17 protein-coding genes are annotated in these 19018 nt (G+C 65.5%); 6 read left to right on the forward strand and 11 right to left on the reverse strand.

What is annotated here, in order from left to right; all coding sequences use genetic code 11:
• Positions 1 to 42 precede the first annotated feature (42 nt).
• Positions 43 to 936: a peptidoglycan DD-metalloendopeptidase family protein gene (locus tag FHW81_RS03340; protein ID WP_003115226.1), complete on the forward strand. Its 894-nt coding sequence runs from the start codon at positions 43 to 45 to the stop codon at positions 934 to 936.
• Positions 937 to 1040: 104 nt separating this feature from the next.
• A complete protein-coding gene (gene rpoS, locus FHW81_RS03345) occupies positions 1041 to 2045 on the forward strand; it encodes an RNA polymerase sigma factor RpoS (RefSeq protein WP_003113871.1) in 1005 nt (334 codons plus the stop codon).
• A 426-nt stretch (positions 2046 to 2471) separates the two neighbouring features.
• On the opposite strand, the gene fdxA is transcribed toward rpoS, so the two are convergent.
• From fdxA to FHW81_RS03360, 3 genes are all read right to left on the reverse strand, one after another.
• Positions 2472 to 2795 carry a ferredoxin FdxA gene (gene fdxA / locus FHW81_RS03350; protein WP_003119354.1) on the reverse strand — a complete coding sequence of 108 codons (324 nt, stop codon included), beginning with the start codon at positions 2793 to 2795 and terminating at the stop codon, positions 2472 to 2474.
• 66 nt (positions 2796 to 2861) lie between these two features.
• Positions 2862 to 5429 carry a DNA mismatch repair protein MutS gene (mutS, locus tag FHW81_RS03355; protein ID WP_003113873.1) on the reverse strand — a complete coding sequence of 856 codons (2568 nt, stop codon included), beginning with the start codon at positions 5427 to 5429 and terminating at the stop codon, positions 2862 to 2864.
• Positions 5430 to 5554: 125 nt separating this feature from the next.
• Positions 5555 to 6562, reverse strand: coding sequence for a TolB family protein (locus FHW81_RS03360; RefSeq protein ID WP_003098486.1), 1008 nt, complete (start codon positions 6560 to 6562; stop codon positions 5555 to 5557).
• 147 nt (positions 6563 to 6709) lie between these two features.
• On the opposite strand from FHW81_RS03360, the gene FHW81_RS03365 reads away from it, so the two are divergent.
• From FHW81_RS03365 to recX, 3 genes are all read left to right on the forward strand, one after another.
• Positions 6710 to 7216, forward strand: a complete 507-nt coding sequence (locus FHW81_RS03365) for a CinA family protein (protein WP_003092262.1) — start codon at positions 6710 to 6712, stop codon at positions 7214 to 7216.
• 133 nt (positions 7217 to 7349) lie between these two features.
• On the forward strand, positions 7350 to 8390 hold the full coding sequence (gene recA, locus FHW81_RS03370) for a recombinase RecA (protein WP_003092260.1): 1041 nt from the start codon (positions 7350 to 7352) through the stop codon (positions 8388 to 8390).
• Between the two features lie 5 nt (positions 8391 to 8395).
• Complete coding sequence (gene recX / locus FHW81_RS03375; RefSeq protein ID WP_003098485.1) at positions 8396 to 8857, forward strand: recombination regulator RecX; 462 nt, start codon at positions 8396 to 8398, stop codon at positions 8855 to 8857.
• A gap of 21 nt (positions 8858 to 8878) precedes the next feature.
• On the opposite strand, the gene FHW81_RS03380 is transcribed toward recX, so the two are convergent.
• Positions 8879 to 9949: an LOG family protein gene (locus FHW81_RS03380; protein ID WP_003092255.1), complete on the reverse strand. Its 1071-nt coding sequence runs from the start codon at positions 9947 to 9949 to the stop codon at positions 8879 to 8881.
• 82 nt (positions 9950 to 10031) lie between these two features.
• Entirely contained in the window at positions 10032 to 11435 is a 1404-nt protein-coding gene (locus FHW81_RS03385; RefSeq protein WP_003098484.1) for an MBL fold metallo-hydrolase RNA specificity domain-containing protein, read from the reverse strand.
• Positions 11436 to 11614: 179 nt separating this feature from the next.
• Between FHW81_RS03385 and FHW81_RS03390 the strand changes: the two genes are divergently transcribed.
• Positions 11615 to 14020 carry a xylulose 5-phosphate 3-epimerase gene (locus FHW81_RS03390; protein ID WP_033980650.1) on the forward strand — a complete coding sequence of 802 codons (2406 nt, stop codon included), beginning with the start codon at positions 11615 to 11617 and terminating at the stop codon, positions 14018 to 14020.
• Between the two features lie 123 nt (positions 14021 to 14143).
• Here FHW81_RS03390 and FHW81_RS03395 read toward each other — a convergent pair whose 3' ends face one another.
• From FHW81_RS03395 to FHW81_RS03420, 6 genes are all read right to left on the reverse strand, one after another.
• A complete protein-coding gene (locus FHW81_RS03395) occupies positions 14144 to 14365 on the reverse strand; it encodes a DUF3820 family protein (protein WP_003092249.1) in 222 nt (73 codons plus the stop codon).
• An 18-nt stretch (positions 14366 to 14383) separates the two neighbouring features.
• Entirely contained in the window at positions 14384 to 14794 is a 411-nt protein-coding gene (locus FHW81_RS03400; protein ID WP_003092248.1) for a quorum-sensing-regulated virulence factor family protein, read from the reverse strand.
• Between the two features lie 175 nt (positions 14795 to 14969).
• Complete coding sequence (locus FHW81_RS03405; RefSeq protein WP_003113877.1) at positions 14970 to 16034, reverse strand: polyamine ABC transporter substrate-binding protein; 1065 nt, start codon at positions 16032 to 16034, stop codon at positions 14970 to 14972.
• An 88-nt stretch (positions 16035 to 16122) separates the two neighbouring features.
• Entirely contained in the window at positions 16123 to 16893 is a 771-nt protein-coding gene (locus FHW81_RS03410; RefSeq protein ID WP_003092244.1) for an ABC transporter permease, read from the reverse strand.
• Positions 16886 to 17779 (reverse strand): ABC transporter permease, encoded by an 894-nt coding sequence (locus tag FHW81_RS03415; protein ID WP_003092241.1) that lies wholly within the window; start codon positions 17777 to 17779, stop codon positions 16886 to 16888. The genes FHW81_RS03410 and FHW81_RS03415 overlap by 8 nt, the downstream gene beginning before the upstream one ends.
• Positions 17780 to 17783: 4 nt before the next feature.
• On the reverse strand, positions 17784 to 18875 hold the full coding sequence (locus tag FHW81_RS03420) for an ABC transporter ATP-binding protein (RefSeq protein ID WP_003119359.1): 1092 nt from the start codon (positions 18873 to 18875) through the stop codon (positions 17784 to 17786).
• Positions 18876 to 19018 lie beyond the last annotated feature (143 nt).

A 19018-nucleotide genomic window follows, 5' to 3' on the forward strand; every position in this document is an offset into this window, starting at 1 on the left:
GGCGGCCGGCGTCGCCGGCCCGATTGAACGAAAGCGAAGAAGATGGATAAGGGGGAAGGATTGAGGCTAGCAGCGACCCTGCGGCAATGGACTCGGCTCTACGGTGGCTGCCACCTGTTGCTCGGGGCCGTCGTCTGTTCCCTTCTCGCCGCCTGTTCGTCGTCGCCTCCCGGCGGGGTCAAGGTCGTCGATCGCAACGGTTCCGCGCCTGCCGCTGCGCGGCGTACGCCGGTCACCAGCGGGCAGTACATCGTGCGCCGCGGCGACACCCTGTATTCCATTGCCTTCCGCTTCGGCTGGGACTGGAAAGCCCTGGCCGCGCGCAATGGCATCGCGCCGCCCTATACCATCCAGGTCGGTCAAGCTATCCAATTTGGTGGGCGGGCATCGACGCAACCGTCCGTCGCGAAAAACACGCCGGTCGTCGCTGCGCCCGTGGCGACCAAGCCTACCCCGGTTCCACCCGCAGTTAGTACGTCGGTACCTGCCAAGCCCGCACCGGCTCCGGCCTCGACCACGACCCCACCCAGCAGCGGCGCGACTCCCGTCGTCGCGGGGCCTGCGGTGGGGGGGTGGGCATGGCCCGCGAGCGGTACTCTGATCGGCCGTTTTGCCTCAAACGGAAGTTTGAATAAAGGGATTGATATAGCCGGTCAATTGGGCCAGCCTGTCCTGGCTGCGTCTGGTGGGACCGTTGTATACGCCGGTAGTGGTTTGCGGGGCTACGGCGAGTTGGTCATCATCAAACACAACGAGACCTACGTGAGTGCCTACGGTCACAACCGCAGGCTGCTGGTGCGGGAAGGGCAACAGGTCAAGGTAGGGCAATCGATTGCCGAGATGGGCTCCACAGGAACCGATCGGGTGAAGCTGCACTTCGAGATTCGCCGCCAGGGTAAGCCTGTCGATCCACTGCAATATTTGCCACGTCGCTGACCGGGAGTTCGCCCGCCCACATCATGTAGGTGAGCGGGTCCGGGCGTGTCCAGCGGGAAAGGAATCGCCCGGGCTTGAGTCGAACTCATGCAAGGGATAACGACATGGCACTCAAAAAAGAAGGGCCGGAGTTTGACCACGATGATGAAGTGCTCCTCCTGGAGCCCGGCATCATGCTGGACGAGTCGTCTGCCGACGAGCAGCCTTCTCCCCGGGCAACTCCAAAAGCCACCACTTCCTTCTCTTCCAAACAACACAAGCACATCGACTACACGCGCGCGTTGGACGCAACGCAGCTGTATCTCAACGAAATCGGTTTCTCGCCCCTGTTGACGCCCGAAGAGGAAGTCCACTTCGCTCGTCTGGCGCAGAAGGGCGATCCCGCTGGTCGGAAGCGGATGATCGAGAGCAACCTGCGGTTGGTGGTGAAGATCGCCCGGCGCTATGTCAATCGCGGACTGTCCCTGCTCGACCTGATCGAGGAAGGCAACCTAGGCCTGATCCGCGCCGTGGAGAAGTTCGATCCGGAGCGCGGATTCCGGTTCTCGACCTACGCCACCTGGTGGATCCGCCAGACCATCGAACGGGCCATCATGAACCAGACCCGGACCATTCGCTTGCCGATCCATGTGGTCAAGGAGCTCAACGTCTACCTGCGTGCGGCGCGGGAACTGACCCACAAGCTCGACCACGAACCTTCCCCCGAAGAAATCGCCAACCTGCTGGAGAAGCCGGTCGCCGAGGTCAAGCGCATGCTCGGCCTGAACGAACGGGTGACTTCGGTGGACGTCTCTCTTGGTCCGGACTCGGACAAGACCCTGCTGGATACGCTCACCGACGATCGCCCCACCGACCCGTGCGAGCTGCTGCAGGATGACGATCTCAGCGAAAGCATCGACCAGTGGCTGACGGAACTCACCGACAAGCAGCGTGAGGTGGTGATTCGCCGCTTCGGCTTGCGCGGGCACGAAAGCAGCACGCTGGAAGAGGTCGGCCAGGAAATCGGCCTGACCCGCGAGCGGGTTCGTCAGATCCAGGTCGAGGCGCTGAAGCGCCTGCGGGAGATCCTGGAGAAGAATGGCCTGTCGAGTGACGCGCTGTTCCAGTGACGGAAAACCTTAGACCCACTGAAGACCCGGCGTTCGCCGGGTTTTTTGTGTCTGCTCTTGTAAGCATTAACTTACACGGCGTGTGAGCCTAAGTAGATAAATGCCCGGGAGGTTTGCCAAAAACGCTCGGTGAATTTAAGTAACTTATTGAAATTAAAGGAATATATTTTTCTAAAATGGCTGCCGAAGAAGCTTCGCTGGGTTTTCTGGCAGGTTGCGGGAGCACTGGGAATCGCTAATATCACTCCTGCGTACAGGGAACACGCAACCCCGAAGGATCGGGGAAGGGACGTCGCCAGGGAGGCGATTCATCAGGATGATGACGAGGGACTGAAGAGTGGGCGGGGTAATACCCCGCCCCTTTTTTTTGCCTGCCGTTTTACTCGTCGCCAAAGAAAAGGCCCGCTGTTTGCGGGCCTTGGCGTATCAGCGCTCCAGATGCTGGAGCTTGCCGGCGACGCCGTCCCATTCCTCGGCGTCGGGCAGGGCATCCTTCTTCTCGGTGATGTTCGGCCAGATTTCCGCCAGCTCGCTGTTCAGCTCGATGAATTCCTGCATGTTCTCCGGCACTTCGTCTTCGGAGAAAATCGCCTGGGCCGGACATTCGGGCTCGCACAGGGCGCAGTCGATGCACTCGTCCGGATGGATGACCAGGAAGTTGGGTCCTTCGTAGAAGCAGTCTACCGGGCAGACTTCCACGCAGTCGGTGTATTTGCACTTGATGCAGTTGTCGGTGACGACGAAGGTCATTTTCTAGTTCTCTCCTCAGGCGGGCGGCTAAGCGCGCGCGATTCTAGCAGCTTGTGCGGTAGTCCGTCAGACCCGCATCTTCCATGCATATAACAGATCGAGAGCTTGCCGCGGGCTGATATCGTCGGGATTGATCCTCGACAATTCATCGATCACCGGGTGCGGCAGGCTGGCGAACAGGTCGCTCTGCATCGGCGAGGCGGGCTTGCCGCTCTGCTGGCTCGGCATCTCGTGCGGCAGGCTGGTGGTTTCCAGGCGCTTGAGGTGTTCGCGGGCGCGCTGGATTACCGGGGCCGGCACGCCGGCCAACTGGGCCACCGCGAGGCCGTAGCTCTGGCTCGCCGGTCCCGGCAGTACATGGTGCAGGAACACGATGCGTTCATTGTGCTCGGTCGCGTTCAGGTGCACGTTGGCTACCGCGGGCTGGCTTTCCGGCAGTACGGTCAGTTCGAAATAGTGGGTGGCGAACAGGGTGAAGGCGCGAGTCCGGGCCAGGTCCTCGGCCGCTGCCCAGGCCAGCGACAGGCCGTCGAAGGTGCTGGTGCCGCGGCCGACCTCATCCATCAGCACCAGGCTCTTGTCGGTGGCGTTGTGCAGGATGTTGGCGGTTTCGCTCATCTCCACCATGAAGGTCGAGCGGCCGCCGGCAAGGTCGTCGGACGAGCCGATGCGGGTGAAGATGCGGTCCACCAGGGACAGCTCGCAGCGTGCAGCCGGAACGAAGCTGCCGATGTGCGCAAGCAGCACGATCAGCGCGGTTTGCCGCATGTAGGTGGATTTACCGCCCATGTTCGGACCGGTGATCACCAGCATCCGGGTGTCGGCATCCAGCGCCAGGTCGTTGGCCACGAACGGTGTCTCCAGCACCTGCTCGACCACCGGATGGCGGCCTTGCTCGATGTGCAGGCAGGTGTGTTCGACGAACCGCGGGCGATTCAGGTCGAGGTTCAGCGCGCGTTCGGCGAGATTCGCCAGCACGTCCAGTTCCGCCAGCGCCGAGGCGCTGTCCTGGAGCGGAGCGAGGTGGCCGATCAGGCGTTCCAGCAGCTCTTCGTAGAGCGCCTTCTCGCGGGCCAGGGCGCGGCTCTGGGCCGACAGCGCCTTGTCCTCGAAGGCCTTCAGTTCCGGCGTGATGAAGCGCTCGGCGCCTTTCAGGGTCTGCCGGCGGATGTAGTCGGCCGGAGCCTGTTCGGCCTGTACCCGTGGCAGCTCGATGAAGTAGCCATGGATGCGGTTGTAGCCGACCTTCAGGTTGGGCAGGCCGGTGCGGGCCTTCTCGCGCGCTTCCAGGTCCATCAGGAATTGCCCGGCGTTTTCGCTCAGCGCCTGCAGCTCGTCCAGCTCGGCGTCATAGCCGGTCTTGATCACGCCACCGTCGCGGATCACCGCTGGCGGGTTGTCGATGATCGCCTTGGCCAGCAGTTCGGCGAGTTCGGGATAGGTGCCGATGGTGGTGGCCAGCGCCTGCAGGTGCGGCGCTTCCAGTTCGGTCATGGCGTTCTGCAGGTCCGGCAGCGCCGCCAGCGCGTCGCGCAGGCGCGCCAGGTCGCGAGGGCGGGCGTTGCGCAGGCCGATGCGGGCGAGGATGCGTTCGAGGTCGCCGATTTCCTTGAGCTGCGGTTGCAGGTTCTCGAAGCGGTAGCGTTCCAGCAGGCAGGCGATGGACTCCTGGCGGGCTTCCAGTACCGCGCGGTCGCGCAGCGGACGGTTCAGCCAGCGGCTCATCAGGCGGCTGGCCATGGCGGTCTGGCAGCGGTCGACCACCGATTGCAGGGTGTTCTCGCGGCCACCGCTGAGGTTGATATCCAGCTCCAGGTTGCGGCGGCTGGCACCGTCGAGGATCACCGTGTCATCGAGGCGGTCGTGGCGCAGGCTGCGCAGGTGCGGCAGGGCGGTACGCTGGGTTTCCTTGGCGTAGGCGAGCAGGCAGCCGGCGGCGCCGATGGCCAGGGTCAGGTTCTGGCAGCCGAAGCCTTTCAGGTCCTGGGTGCCGAATTGCTGGCAGAGGCTCTTGTGCGCCGAGTCGCGATCGAAGTCCCATGGCGCGCGGCGACGTACGCCGCGGCGCTTCTCCGCCGGCAGGCCCTGTGGCCAGTCGTCGGGAATCAGCAGCTCGGCCGGGTTGAGGCGCTCCAGTTCGGCCAGCAGGGTTTCCCAGCCTTTTATCTCCTGGACGCTGAAGCGGCCGCTGGTGATGTCCAGCACGGCGAGGCCGAACAGGCGCTCGTCGCCGAGGATCGCCGCCAGCAGGTTGTCGCGGCGTTCGTCGAGCAGCGCCTCGTCGCTCACCGTGCCGGGGGTGATGATCCGCACCACCTGGCGCTCCACCGGCCCCTTGCTGGTGGCCGGATCGCCGATCTGCTCGCAGATCGCCACCGACTCGCCGAGCTTGACCAGCTTGGCCAGGTAGCCCTCCGCGGAATGGAAGGGAATGCCTGCCATCGGGATCGCCTTGCCGCCGGACTGGCCGCGTGCGGTCAGGGTGATGTCGAGCAGTTTGGCGGCCTTCTTCGCGTCCTCGTAGAACAGCTCGTAGAAGTCGCCCATGCGATAGAACATCAATTGGTCGGGGTGCTGATGCTTCAGTTTGAAGTACTGCTGCATCATCGGCGTGTGCTGGGAGAGGTCGGTCATACGGGCCTTCGGAAGCGGGCTTTGGACGGTGCAAAAGAGGGTAATGTTAACCCGATTCGCCGGCCTGTGTCGGGTCTGTTCGGAACCGGCGCGGACCCTCAGGTCCGCGCCTGTGCGGGCTGCTTTCAGCGTGCCGCGGTATAGCTGGCGCCGAGCTTCTGCCGACCGTCGGGCAGGTTGATCTGCGCCGGGTCGAGACGCCAGACCCGCGCCGCGGCGATGTCGCCGAGGAGCAGGCTGTAGGTCGGGTCGAACGAAGTGCTGGAGAAGATCAGGTAGTCCTCGTTCACCGGCGCGGCGTCGGAATTGTCGCCCTGGCAGTGGTTGAGCGGCAGGATCGCCGGGGTGCCGGGCGGGCTGTTGGGTACGACCATGGCCAACTGGTCGTTGCCGGCCGGCTGGGTACGCGAGAGGAAGTAGGCGGTGTAGTCGCGTACCACCGGGTAATAGTCGCGGCCCCCCGCGGCCGGGGTGGCGAGGGCGCTGACCTGGCCGTTCTCCAGGTTCCTGCGCACCACCCGCAGGCTGTCGCCGGCTCCTGTCGCGTAGACCACGTACTTGCCTGAGGGTGTGAGGAACGGCATCGACTCCTCGGTGCTCCAGCCGTCGCCGGTCACGGCTTTCCAGGCGCTCACGCCGACGCTGCCATCGCCATTGAAGACCAGGGTGGCGAGGCGGATGTCGCCCTCGTGCTTGAGCACGACCTGGCGGCCGTCGAAGGAGAACTTCGGATCCTCGTTGCGACCGCCGATGGCCGCGGTCAGGTTGCTCGGCGCCTGGGTACCGCCGATGGCCCAGGCGAACACGTGCCAGGCGCCATTCTGGCGGCCCATGAAGGTCAGGTAGCGGCCGTCCGGGGAGAAATGCGCATTCATCGGGTCCTCGATGTTCCAGCCGGGCTGGTTGAGCTGGCGGGTGCTCTTGCTCTTGAAATCGTGCAGGTAGAGGTTCGAGGAGCCGTCCCCGTACTCCATATAGCTGTGGTAGACCAGGCGCCCGCCGAGCGCGGGCAGGCTGCTGGCGGGTTGCAGGGCCAGGTTGGCGGTGCAGGCCGCATGGGCGGGGAGGCTGGCTACGGGGGAGAGGAGCAGGGCGAGGGAGAGCAGAGAGACCTTGAGTGGCGCGATGTTCATGGGGTGCCTTTCCTTGGACGGTGATGGAACACGCATGTTCGCGCATTCGCTGCCTTCGCGCGGTTGCGCTTGTCCGAAAGCTGCTTCTGAATGGAAAAGCCGATGGTGTAGGGTAGTCCCTTTCCGTTTCTACCCTGGAGAACAGTGATGACCCTGATGGAGTCCGACCTGACCGCACTGGCCGCCCGCCTCGGCGAAAGCCTTCGTTACCTGGGCGAGCAGGTCAGCACGGCGGAATCCTGCACCGGTGGCGGCATCGCCGAGGCGATCACCCGCATCCCGGGGAGTTCGGGCTGGTTCGAGGCTGGCTACGTGACCTACTCGAACCGCCAGAAGACCCTCCAGCTGGAGGTGCCCGAGTCGCTGTTCCCGGCAGTCGGCGCGGTCAGCCGGGAAGTGGTCGAGGCCATGGTGCGCGGCGCCCAGCGGCACAGCGGGGCGCGTTTCGCGGTGGCGGTGAGCGGTGTCGCCGGGCCCGACGGCGGCTCGCCGGAAAAGCCGGTAGGCACGGTCTGGCTGGCCTGGGCCGACGGCGAGCGGCTGGTCAGTGAGCGCTGCCAGTTCAACGGCGACCGCGACGCCGTGCGCCGGCAGACGGTGGCGACCGCGCTGACCGGCCTGCTGCGCATGAGCAACGGCGAGAACCCGGGCTAGCCGCACCTGCGGGCAACCGTTCGGAACATTCTTCCCGTCGGGGGTAGGCGAGCGACTTGCCCTGTGGAATAATACTGTCTACTTATACAGTTGTTCGTGGCCGTCCGGCCGCCCTGACTTCGCGAGGACTTCAATGGACGAGAACAAGAAGCGCGCCCTGGCCGCGGCCCTGGGACAGATCGAACGCCAATTCGGCAAAGGCGCGGTCATGCGCATGGGCGACCATGAGCGCCAGGCGATCCCGGCCATCTCCACCGGCTCCCTGGGTCTGGACATCGCCCTCGGCATCGGCGGCCTGCCCAAGGGCCGGATCGTCGAGATCTACGGTCCGGAATCCTCGGGCAAGACCACCCTGACCCTCTCGGTGATCGCCGAGGCCCAGAAACAGGGCGCCACCTGTGCCTTCGTCGACGCCGAGCACGCGCTCGATCCCGACTATGCCGGCAAGCTGGGCGTCAACGTCGACGACCTGCTGGTCTCCCAGCCGGACACCGGCGAGCAGGCCCTGGAAATCACCGACATGCTGGTGCGCTCCAACGCGGTCGACGTGATCATCGTCGACTCCGTGGCCGCGCTGGTACCCAAGGCCGAGATCGAAGGCGAGATGGGCGACGCCCACGTCGGCCTGCAGGCACGCCTGATGTCCCAGGCGCTGCGCAAGATCACCGGCAATATCAAGAACGCCAACTGCCTGGTCATCTTCATCAACCAGATCCGCATGAAGATCGGCGTCATGTTCGGCAACCCGGAAACCACCACCGGCGGTAACGCACTGAAGTTCTACGCCTCGGTCCGCCTGGACATCCGTCGTACCGGCGCGGTGAAGGAAGGCGACGAGGTGGTGGGTAGCGAAACCCGCGTCAAGGTGGTGAAGAACAAGGTTTCCCCGCCGTTCCGCCAGGCCGAGTTCCAGATCCTCTACGGTAAGGGCATCTACCGTACCGGCGAGATCATCGATCTGGGCGTGCAATTGGGCCTGGTCGAGAAGTCCGGCGCCTGGTACAGCTACCAGGGCAGCAAGATCGGCCAGGGCAAGGCGAACGCCGCCAAGTACCTGGAAGACAATCCGGAAATCGGTTCGGTACTGGAGAAGACCATTCGCGACCAGTTACTGGCCAAGAGCGGCCCGGTGAAGGCCGACGCCGAAGAAGTGGCTGACGCCGAAGCCGATTGAGGCCAATGGCGATCGTGCTCGATACGCCCGTCGCCGTGCGGCGGGCGGCCATGGATCTGCTGGCGCGCCGTGAGCACGGGCGCGCCGAGCTTTCCCGCAAGTTGCGCCAGCGTGGCGCGTCTGCCGAGTTGATCGATCCTGCCCTCGACCGCCTGGCCGAGGAAGGTCTGCTCGACGAATCCCGCTATCTCGAAAGCTTCATCGCCAGTCGCGCCCGTAGCGGCCATGGGCCGTTGCGCATCCGTGAGGAACTGGCGCAACGCGGTCTGCCGCGCGCCGATATCGAAAGGGCGCTGGGTGCCTGCGAGGTCGACTGGAGTGCGCAATTGCGTGAGGTCTGGCGCCGCAAGTTCGCCCGCCTGCCGCAGGACGCCAGGGAAAAGGCCCAGCAGGGCCGCTTCCTGGCGTACCGGGGTTACTCCATGGAGTCGATCAGCCGCCTGTTGAACGGCCGCAGCGACGATTGAGCGCGTGCCGGAGCGGCAGCTTCAGTCCCAGTTTTCCGGCAGGTTGATGTAGTCCAGCAATTCCCGCAGCCGCCCCTGGTCGCGCCCGTTGAACACGAAGGCGAGGCGGGTCAGGTTGCGGAACTCCGGTTCGTCCTGTTCCTGCTCGCTGTAGGCCTGCTGCTGGAAGCCGCCGCTCAGGCAGAGGCTGGCGAAGTGTTCGTGCAGGTGCGCCAGCGCGGCTTCGTTCAGGGCGTGGTTCAGGCGAATCACGAAAGTGCCTTTCAGCCAGCGGCTGGAGTGGAAATTGCGGTAGAACTGGGCGATTTCCTTCACCGCGTCTTCGGCCGAATGCACCAGGCGCATCAGGCGCATGTCGGCCGGCAAGATATAGTGATTCTCCAGCAACTGTTCCTGCATGAACTCCAGGGCGTGTTCCCAGTAGCGGCCGCCCGGCTGGTCGAGCAGCACGATCGGCACCAGCGGACTCTTGCCGGTCTGTACCAGGGTCAGCACTTCCAGTGCCTCGTCTAGGGTGCCGAAGCCGCCGGGGCAGAGCACCAGGGCGTCGGCTTCCTTGACGAAGAACAGCTTGCGCAGGAAGAAAAAGTGGAACGACAGCAGGTTGCCGCTGCCGTCCACCGTATGGTTGGCGTGCTGCTCGAAGGGCAGGGTGATGTTGAAGCCCAGGCTGTTCTCCAGCCCGGCGCCTTCGTGGGCGGCGGCCATGATGCCGCCGCCGGCGCCGGTGATCACCATCAGGTCGTAGCGGGCCAGTTCCTCGCCCAGCTTGCGCGCCAGGGCATAGACCGGATGTTCGACCGGCGTGCGCGCCGAGCCGAACACGGTGACCTTGCGTCGCCGCTTGAACTGCTCGAGGACGCTGAAGGCATGCTCCATCTCGCGCAGGGTCTGCAGCATGATCTTGGCGTCCCAGCGGTTGCGGTCGGCCTGGGCCATGCGCGTCACGGTGAAGAGCATCTCGCGGTAGAGCGCGAGATTGGGGCTGTCGCCGGGAGCCGCAAGGGCCGCCAGTTCGTCGACCTTCCGCGCCAGGTCGGTGCCGCTGGTCTGGAAGTGCCGGGAAAGATAGTCATCGGCTTCGTAGGGCATTCGCATACTCCTTCTACAACCACCCTGGACAGGCGGTCATCCGCATACTGCCACGGACTGCGTGACAGTTGCGGACGGCGGCTCAGATCTCGATGCGTTCGCCGGGTTCCGGTATCTCGGCATCCCAGTCGAGACGCTCGCGGATCGCGCCCTGCAGCGCTTCCATCTTTTCCCGCTCGCCATGTATCAGGTATAGCGCTGGACGGTGGGCGAAGTGACCGACCCAGTCGAGCAGCTGCGATTGCCCGGCGTGGGCGGAGAAGCCGCCGAGGGTATGGATCTGCGCCTTGACCGCGATGCGCTGGTGGAACACGCGAACCGCGCTGGCGCCGTCGACGATGTTGCGGCCCAGGGTGCCGCGCGCCTGGAAGCCGGGGAATACCACATGGCATTCCGGGCGCCAGAGGTTGTGCTTGAAGTGATGGACGATACGGCCGCCGGTGCACATGCCGCTGCCGGCGATGATGACCGCGCCGCTCTTGATCCGGTTGATCGCCATCGACTCGTCGGCGCTGCGGGTGACGCGCAGCACCGGCAGCCATTCCTCCAGGCGGGTGGTGCCGGTGCCGCGAATGTACTCGCGGTCGCGGTCGTCGAACTCGTTGCTGTGGCGCAGGTAGATGCCATTGGCACGGGCGGCCATCGGGCTGTCGAGGAATACCGCCTGTTGCGGCAGGCGGCCCTCCTGGTAGAAGCGGCCGAGGTAGTAGAGCAGGTCCTGGGTGCGGCCGACGGCGAACGACGGGATCAGCACGTTGCCGCCGTCGCGGTGCGCCTGGTCGAGAATCGCCGCCAGTTCCTCCAGGGTGTCGTTGCTGTCGCGGTGATCGCGATCGCCATAGGTGGATTCGAGCATCACCACGTCGGCCCGGCTCAGCGGCGAGGGCGCTCGCATCAACGGCGAGCAGGTGTTGCCGAGGTCGCCGGAAAACACCAGGCGGCGCGGTTGCACCTGGTCGTGGAATTGCACTTCGACGATCGACGAGCCGAGGATGTGCCCGGCGTTGTGAAAGGTCACCCGCACGCCACGAGCGACCGCCACGGTGCTGCCGAGGCTGATCGGCCGGCGCAGCTTGAGCGCGCGTTCGGTGTCGGCCTGGGTATACAGCGGCTTGATGCTCGGCTTGCCGATCCGGTTGCGCCAGCGGTTCTCCCACTCGGCGTCCTTTTCCTGGATGTGCGCGGAGTCCAGCAGCATGAGTTCCAGCAGTTCGCAGGTGGCCTCGGTGGCGAAGATCGGGCCCTTGAAGCCCTCGGCCGCCAGGCGCGGCAGCAGGCCGCTGTGGTCCAGGTGGGCGTGGGAGATGACCACCGCGTCGATGCTCGCGGGATCGAAGGGGAAGGGCGCGCGGTTGCCGTTGTCGGCTTCGCGGCGCCCCTGGCGCATGCCGCATTCGAGCAGGACCTTCACGCCATCGAGGGTTTCCAGCAGATAACAGGAGCCAGTGACCTCCTGGGCGGCGCCTAGAAACGTCAGTGATGCCATCGAGCCTCCTCCGTCAGAGCTCTGTCGACACCCCGATACCTTTCGGGGATCGTGGAATGCCATGGAACCTTCGTACAGGGCCAGGGTGAACGAATCGGGGGCGGGGAGCTTGATGCAGGTCAGCGCCCTTTGCCGTGTGCTGCCTAGACTGCAAGGCACCACTAGGGAGGCTACCCACCATGAGTCAGATTCTGCCCAGTCAGGACGAGTTGCTTGCCCATGCGGCGGCCGAGCCGGCGTTTGCCGCGTGGCTGCAAGGCCATGGTCCGCTCCAGCATAGCGCAGAGACCCGCGCCGCCGTGTTCCGCACCGCTCATCAATTGGTCCAAGCCGGGCTGCAACCGGACCTGGCCAGCGTCTACCAGCTGTTCCGCGCCCTCGACCGGCTGACCGCCAGCGCCCTGCGCATCGTCGTGCACATGACCTACGCCCGGCGCATCCGCCTGGACGGCCAGCCGTTGCAGGCCGAGGATTTCAAGACACAGCCCGAGGGCCACACCGGCGGAGCCCTGAACATGGTCCCGGCCTACGCCGGCTATCTGGCACTCAACGTCCTGACCGGCAAGACTCGCGCCTGGCTGATGGGCCAGGGCCATTGCGTGGCCGCCATCGACGCGCTGAACGTCCTCACCGGCAACCTGCACCCGGAGCAGGAGCGCGCCTATGCCGACGGCGAGGAAGGGCTGAACCGCTTGCTGCAGGACTTCTACGGCTACGCCCAGGCCCCCAACGGCGCACCGGCGGCGCCACTGGGCAGCCACGTGAATCCGCATACCGCCGGCGGTATCGCCGAGGGCGGCTACCTCGGCTTCGCCGAATTGCAGTACGCGCACATGCCGCTGCCCGGCGAGACCCTGGTGGCGTTCCTCTCCGATGGTGCCGCCGAGGAACAGCGCGGCAGCGACTGGATTCCGCGCTGGTGGCGAGCCGAGGATTGCGGGGCGGCGCTGCCGGTGATGATCGCCAATGGCCGGCGCATCGAGCAGCGCACCGAACTGGGCACCCATGAGGGGCTGGAGGGCTTCAAGCTGCATCTGCGCCGATGCGGCTTCGATCCGATCAGCTTCGATGGGCGCGACCCGGCCGCCTTCGTCTGTACGCTCTGGGAGATGGAGCAGCGCCTGGAGCGGCGCGTGCAGGAGAAGAACAGCGGCATCCTCCGCTACCCGCTGCCGATTCCCTACGGCATCGCCGAGACGGTCAAGGGCTTCGGCTTCTATGGCGCCGGCAGCAACGCCGCGCACAACCTGCCGCTGCCGGGCAATCCGCATAACGACGAACAGGCCCGGCAACTGTTCAACCAGCATGCAAACGAACTCTGGGTCGAGCCTGAGGCTCTCGAATTGGCCCGCCGGCTGTTCGCCGAGCAGCGCGGCGAGCGTCCCCTCGAACGGGACAACCCGCTGGCCCTGCGCCATCCCATCGAACCGATCATCCCGCCGCTGCGCTATCGCGACGACGCCTGCTCGCCGATGGCCGCGCTGGACCGCTTCTATACCGAACTGGTGGAGGCCAACCCCGACCTGCGCGCCCGGGTCGGCAATCCCGACGAATTGGCCAGCAACCGCCTCGGCGGCGTGCTCAAGGCGCTCAAGCATCGGGTCAGCGAGCCGGAGAGCGAACTGGAATCGGTGAGCGGTCGGGTCATCACCGCGCTCAACGAGGAGGCGGTGGTGTCCGCCTGCCTGGCCAACCAGGGCGGACTCAACCTGGTTGCCAGCTACGAGGCGTTCTGCGTGAAGATGCTCGGCGCGGTGCGCCAGACCCTGATCTTCGCCCGCCAGCAGAAGGAAGTCGGGCGTCCGACCGGCTGGCTGGGCTGGCCGCTGGTCGCTACTTCGCATACCTGGGAGAACGGCAAGAACCAGCAGTCGCACCAGGACACCACCTTCTGCGAGGCCCTGCTTGGCGAGATGAGCGACATGGTCCGGGTGCTCTTCCCGGCCGATCACAACAGCGTCCTGGCGCTGCTACCGACGATCTACCGCAGCCGGGGGCAACTGGCCTGCCTGGTGATCCCCAAGCGCGACCGGCCGATGGTGTTCGACGCCGTCCAGGCCGAGCGCCTGGCCCGCGACGGCGCGATCCTGGTCGAGGAGCGCTGCGGCTCCGATCCGCTGCTGCTGATCGCCAACGGCAGCTACCAGCTCGAACAGATGCGCCGCGCCGCGCAGCGCCTGGCCGAGGCCGGGCAGGCCTACCGGCTGGTCTACCTGCAGGAGCCGGGACGCTTCCGCGCGCCGCGCGATCGCTGGGAGGTCGAGGCGGTGGCCGACGAGGCGCTGGTGGAACGACTGTTCCCGGATAGCCATGAGCGCCGCGTGCTACTCACCCATATGCGCGCGGAAGTGGCGCGCGGTCATCTTTGGCCGATCCTGCCGGATGCCCGGCGCACCTCGGTACTCGGCTATCGCAACCGCGGCGGCACCCTCGACGAGGCGGGCATGCAGTTCGCCAACCGCGCCTGCTGGGGCAACGTGCTGGCGGCTTGCGCCCGCTTGATGGAGGTGCCGCGCACCGCGCTGCTGACTCCGGAGGAAGCGGCGGCGGTGGCCGGCAAGGGCGATCCGGCGTTGTTGCGCTGAGTTCGGCTGCGTATCGGCGGATAACGTCTGTGGCGTTATTCGCCCTGCCGAACGGGGGCGGGTGTCTGGCGAAGGCAGGGTGTGGGCAGGGTGTCGGCGGATAGCGTCGGCGACGTCATTCGCCTACGGAGCGGGGGGACGAAGCGGCTTGAGCAGCCCGTCCAGCCCGTCGATCTTCAGTTCCAGGGTCAACTGCATCAGCCGCCCGAGTTCACCAGGCGGGAAGCCTTTCTTGTAGAACCACAGCAGGTACTCCTCCGGCAGGTCGACCAGCATCCGTCCCTGGTACTTGCCGAACGGCATCGGCGTCCTGGCGATCTTCAGCAGATGCTGCTTGTCCAGCATGGCGACCGCGCGGCGCGCTTACTTCTTGCCCTGGATGCGGCAGCTGCCGGCATCGAAGCGTTCGGTGGCGACCGGCTGGTTGGTCTTGTACTCGGTGAAGCTGTAGGTGAGGATCGCGCCGCGGGCGAGCAACTGGCGATAGCCGGTGTTGCTGCACACGCTATCGCCGAGCTGGCTGCGCACGCTGTCCGGGTTGGAGCGCATGCGCTCGGCGTGGCTGGCGCGTACGCTGAGGTGATTGATCAACTGGTTGCCTTCGACGGTGTAGCCCTGGTCGAGGATGTCTTCGTTGATGGCGCGGGGAGTGCCTACGCTGCTTTCCTTGGCCACTTTCTCCAGCATCTTGCTCAGTTCGAAATCCTTGAGCGAGGCGGCATGGGCGGCGGTGGGCAGGACGAAACAAAGGGCAAGGGCCATGAAGCGCGACATCGAAGATCTCCTGGGGCAATAAGCGGATTCGACCGATGGAGGGGGCGAATTGTTTCCGTCGGCCCATTCCCGGGACGGACGGTGGCGAATGGGCGCCATGTTACCGCGTTCGGGGCGGGGCACGGAAACGCAAAAGGGCGACCGAGGGTCGCCCTTTCGTCGATAGCGGTGCGGATCAGCGCAGCTTGATCTCTGTCCAGAGCTTGTTCAGGGCGCGTCGCTGGCGCGAGTTCAGGTCCTTCAGCGGCTCCAGCCTGGCCTGGGTGGTGGCGTCCGGGAACAGGGCGGCGAGCGTCTTGATTTCCGGCTTGATGAAGGGCAGGGCGGCGGCGTTGGGCGTGCCGGTACCGATCTGGTTGGTCAGCTCGGAAGCGTTCCGACCGTCGAGCATGAAGTCGATGAAGCGGTAGGCCAGGTCAGGGTTCTTCGAGCCCTTGTGGATCACCATGTTGTCGATGGCCAGCACCGCACCTTGGCGGGGCAGGGCGAAGTCGACCTTGAAGGCGCGGCCGGCAGCCTCCGCGTCGGCCCTGGCCTGGTACATGTCGCTGGAGTAGCCATGGGCGACCCAGATGTTGCCCAGGGTCAGCTCCTTGATATAGCTCGACGAGTTGAACGCGGCCCAGTACGGCTTGGCCGCGAGGATCAGCGCCTGGGCTTCCTTCCAGTGCTGCGGGTCGGTGTCGTTGGCGGAGTGACCGAGGTACTTCAGGGCGGCGCCGAACAGTTCCTGCGGGTCGTCCATCACCGTGACCCTGCCCTTGATCTTCTCCAGGACCGCCGGGTCGAAGATTACCGACCAGTCGGCGGGGTCGATGCCCAGTTTGTCCAGCTCGGTCTTGTTGTAGCCGACCAGGGTGGTGGTGAAGGCGTAGGGCAGGGAATAGCGGTTGCCCTTGTCGAAATCCTTGTCGAGGTAGCCCGCGGCCTCGTTGCTCAGGTTCGCCAGGCGACTCTTGTCCAGCTCCAGCAGGTCGCCCTTGCGGATCAGCGCCTCGACCGCGTTCTGGGTCGGGATGATCACGTCGTAGCCGCTGGCCCCGGCGGCCAGCTTGGCCATCATTTCCTCGGTGCCGGAATAGAACTCCTGCACCAGCTCGCAGCCACATTGCTGCTCGAAGCGTTTCAGCGTGTCCTCGGCGATGTAGTCGTTCCAGTTGAACAGATACAGCTTCTCGGCGGCGGTGGCCTGGGCGGCTCCTGCCATGAGGGTTGCGACGAGCAACAGCTTTTTCATCATGGTTCCTTGTTACGGGGTGGCAGGGCTCCGGAAACCGGAGCAGGGCAAGGCCGCGGGCCTCTCCGGGAGGCACGCGGGTTTCGGCGGATCAATGGCCCTTGATGGCGCTGGGGGAGAGTTTCGAGGCGATCACGATCAGCACTAGGGTGAGCAGCATCAGCAGGGTGGAGACGGCGTTCACTTCGGGCGTCACGGCGATCTTGATCATGGTGTAGATCTGCGTCGGCAGGGTGGCGAAGCCGCCGCCGGCGGTGAAGAAGGTGATCACGAAGTCGTCGATGGACAGGGTGAAGGCCATCAGCGCGCCGGCGACGATGCCCGGCATGATCAGCGGCAGGGTCACCAGGCGGAAGCTCTGCCAGGGCGTGGCACCGAGGTCGCGGGCCGCCTCGGTGAGGCTTTCGTCCATGCCCGACATGCGCGCCTGCACCACCAGGGCGACGAAGCCGACCGAGAAGGTGATGTGCGCGAGGGTCACCGAGAGCATGCCCAGGCTCATGTTCAGGCCGATGAAGAAGATCACTAGCGAGACCCCCATCAGGAGTTCCGGAATGGCGATCGGGGTCAGCACCAGCAGGGGCAGCACGCGCAGCTTGAAGCGATGCAGGGCGACCCCGGCGAGGGTGCCGAGCAGGGTCGCCACGCTGGCCGAAACCAGCGCGATGACCAGCGAGTTGGCGGCGGCCTGGAGCATGTCGCGGTTGCCGAACAGCTTGCGGTACCAGTCCAGGGTGAAGCCCACCCACTCGGCGTTCAGCCGCGAGTCGTTGAAGGAGTACAGCACCACGATCACCAGCGGTACGTAGAGGAACAGGTACACCAGCGCGGTGGCGCTCCAGAGCAGGTAGGGCCTACGCATGGGCGCCTCCCTTGCGGGCGCGCGCGGCGCCCATGCCGAGGGCGACCAGCAGCAGGATGCAGCCGGTCAGGGCGATCGACAGCGCGCTGCCGAACGGCCAGTCGCGGGAGTCGAGGAACTGGCTCTTGATCAGGTTGCCGATCATGATGCCGTCGGTACCGCCGACCAGGTCGGGGATGGCGAACATTCCCAGAACCGGGATGAATACCAGTGCCGCGCCGGCGGCCACGCCCGGCAGCGAGAGCGGGAAGGTCACCCGCCAGAAGCGTTGCCAACGACCGGCGCCGAGGTCCTGGGCGGCGTCCAGCAGGGCCGGGTCGTGTTTCTCCAGGTTGGCGTAGAGCGGCAGGATCATGAACGGCAGGTGCACGTAGACCATGCACAGGATCACCGCGAACGGGGTGAACATCAGGCTGATCGGCTGCGCGCCGAACAGGTCCAGCGCGGCGTTGATCCCGCGGGTCAGGGCACCGGACGGCGAGAGGATGATCATCCAGGCGTAGACGCGTACCAGCAGGTTGCTCCAGAACGGCAGGATCACCAGCAGGATCAGCAGGTTGCGCCACTTCGCCGGGGCCCGGGCGAGGGTGGTCGCCACCGGGTAGGCGAGCAGCAGGCAGGCCAGGGTGGTGACCAGGGCGTAGCCGAAGGATTTGACGAACAGTTGCAGGTACACCCAGCTCTCGGTGAGCCGGGTGTAGTTCTCCACGCTGAGGTCGTAGACGGTCTGCCCGTCCTCGCTGTACATCCAGGGCGCCAGGCCGCCGTAGTCGCCGGGAAAGCGGAACGAGGCGAACAGCATGATCAGCGCCGGAACCAGGAAGAAGAACAGCAGATACGCTTGCGGCGGCCAGACCAGCAGCCACTTGCCGAGGTTCTTTCTCATCGTGTCAGGCCCTGACCAGATGGCCGGCATCGAAGCGCCAGGCGGCTTCCACCGCGTCGCCCACCTCGAAGAACTTGGCTCGGCCGGGCGTGGCGTTGGGCAGCAGGGTTTCCAGGCGCTCGCCGTTCTCCAGCTCGACGATGTACAGGGTCACGTCGCCCAGGTAGAGCAGTTCGGCGACGCGACCGCGGAAGTGCACCTCGTCGCTGTCGGCGGTGACGCTCTGCGCCAGGCGGATCTTCTCCGGCCGCAGGGTCAGCACGCAGGCCTCGCCGGGCTGGGCGTCGAAGGATTTCAGCGCCTGGACCTCGCCCAGGCCCCTGAGGTCGATGCGCACGCGTTCGCCGTCGACCGCCTCGACCGTGGCGTCGAGCAGGTTGCACTGGCCGATGAAGTCGGCGACGAAACGACTGCGCGGGAAGCTGTAGATGGTTTCCGGGGCGTCCAGTTGCTCCACCCGGCCCTGGTTCATCACCGCGATGCGGTGCGACAGCGCCAGGGCTTCGCCCTGATCGTGGGTGACATAGACGAAGGTGATGCCGACGTCCTTCTGCAGGTTGATCAGTTCGATCTGCATTTCTTCGCGCAGCTTGGCGTCCAGCGCCGACAGCGGTTCGTCGAGCAGCAGCAGGCGCGGCCGGTTGACCAGCGCGCGGGCGATCGCCACGCGCTGGCGCTGGCCGCCGGAAAGCTGTGTCGGCATGCGCCCGCCCTTGTCCGCCAGGCGCACGTCCTTCAGGGCCTGTTCGACGCGGGCGTCGATCTCGCTCTTCGCCACTCCGGCCATCTTCAGCGGGAAGGCGATGTTCTGCGCCACGCTCATGTGCGGGAACAGCGCGTAGCTCTGGAACACCGTATGCACCGGGCGCTTCTCCGGCTCGACGCCGGCGAGGTCCTGGCCGTTGAGGCGGATCTCGCCGCTGTCCGGCTGGTCGAAGCCGGCGAGCATGCGCAGGAGGGTGGTCTTGCCGCACCCGGAAGGGCCGAGGAGGGTGAAGAATTCGCCGGTGTTGATCGTCAGGCTGACATTGTCGACGGCGGTGAAGTCGCCGAAGCGGCGGGTCACGTTGCGGATCTCGAGCAAGGGGGGCGTCACTCGTCTGGAGAGGCAGTAAGGTCAGCGGGCGGAGCCGGCTGCCCGGTGTCGAAAAAGGGGGCGGATTATAGGGATCGCATCCCGCTCTAACTAGACGTCTGAGGCCCCTGTGAAGAATTTTTTTTCGCGGCCTCGGAAGTTGT

This window comes from Pseudomonas sp. RC10-4-2, assembly GCF_050433085.1.
GTDB lineage: Bacteria > Pseudomonadota > Gammaproteobacteria > Pseudomonadales > Pseudomonadaceae > Pseudomonas > Pseudomonas aeruginosa.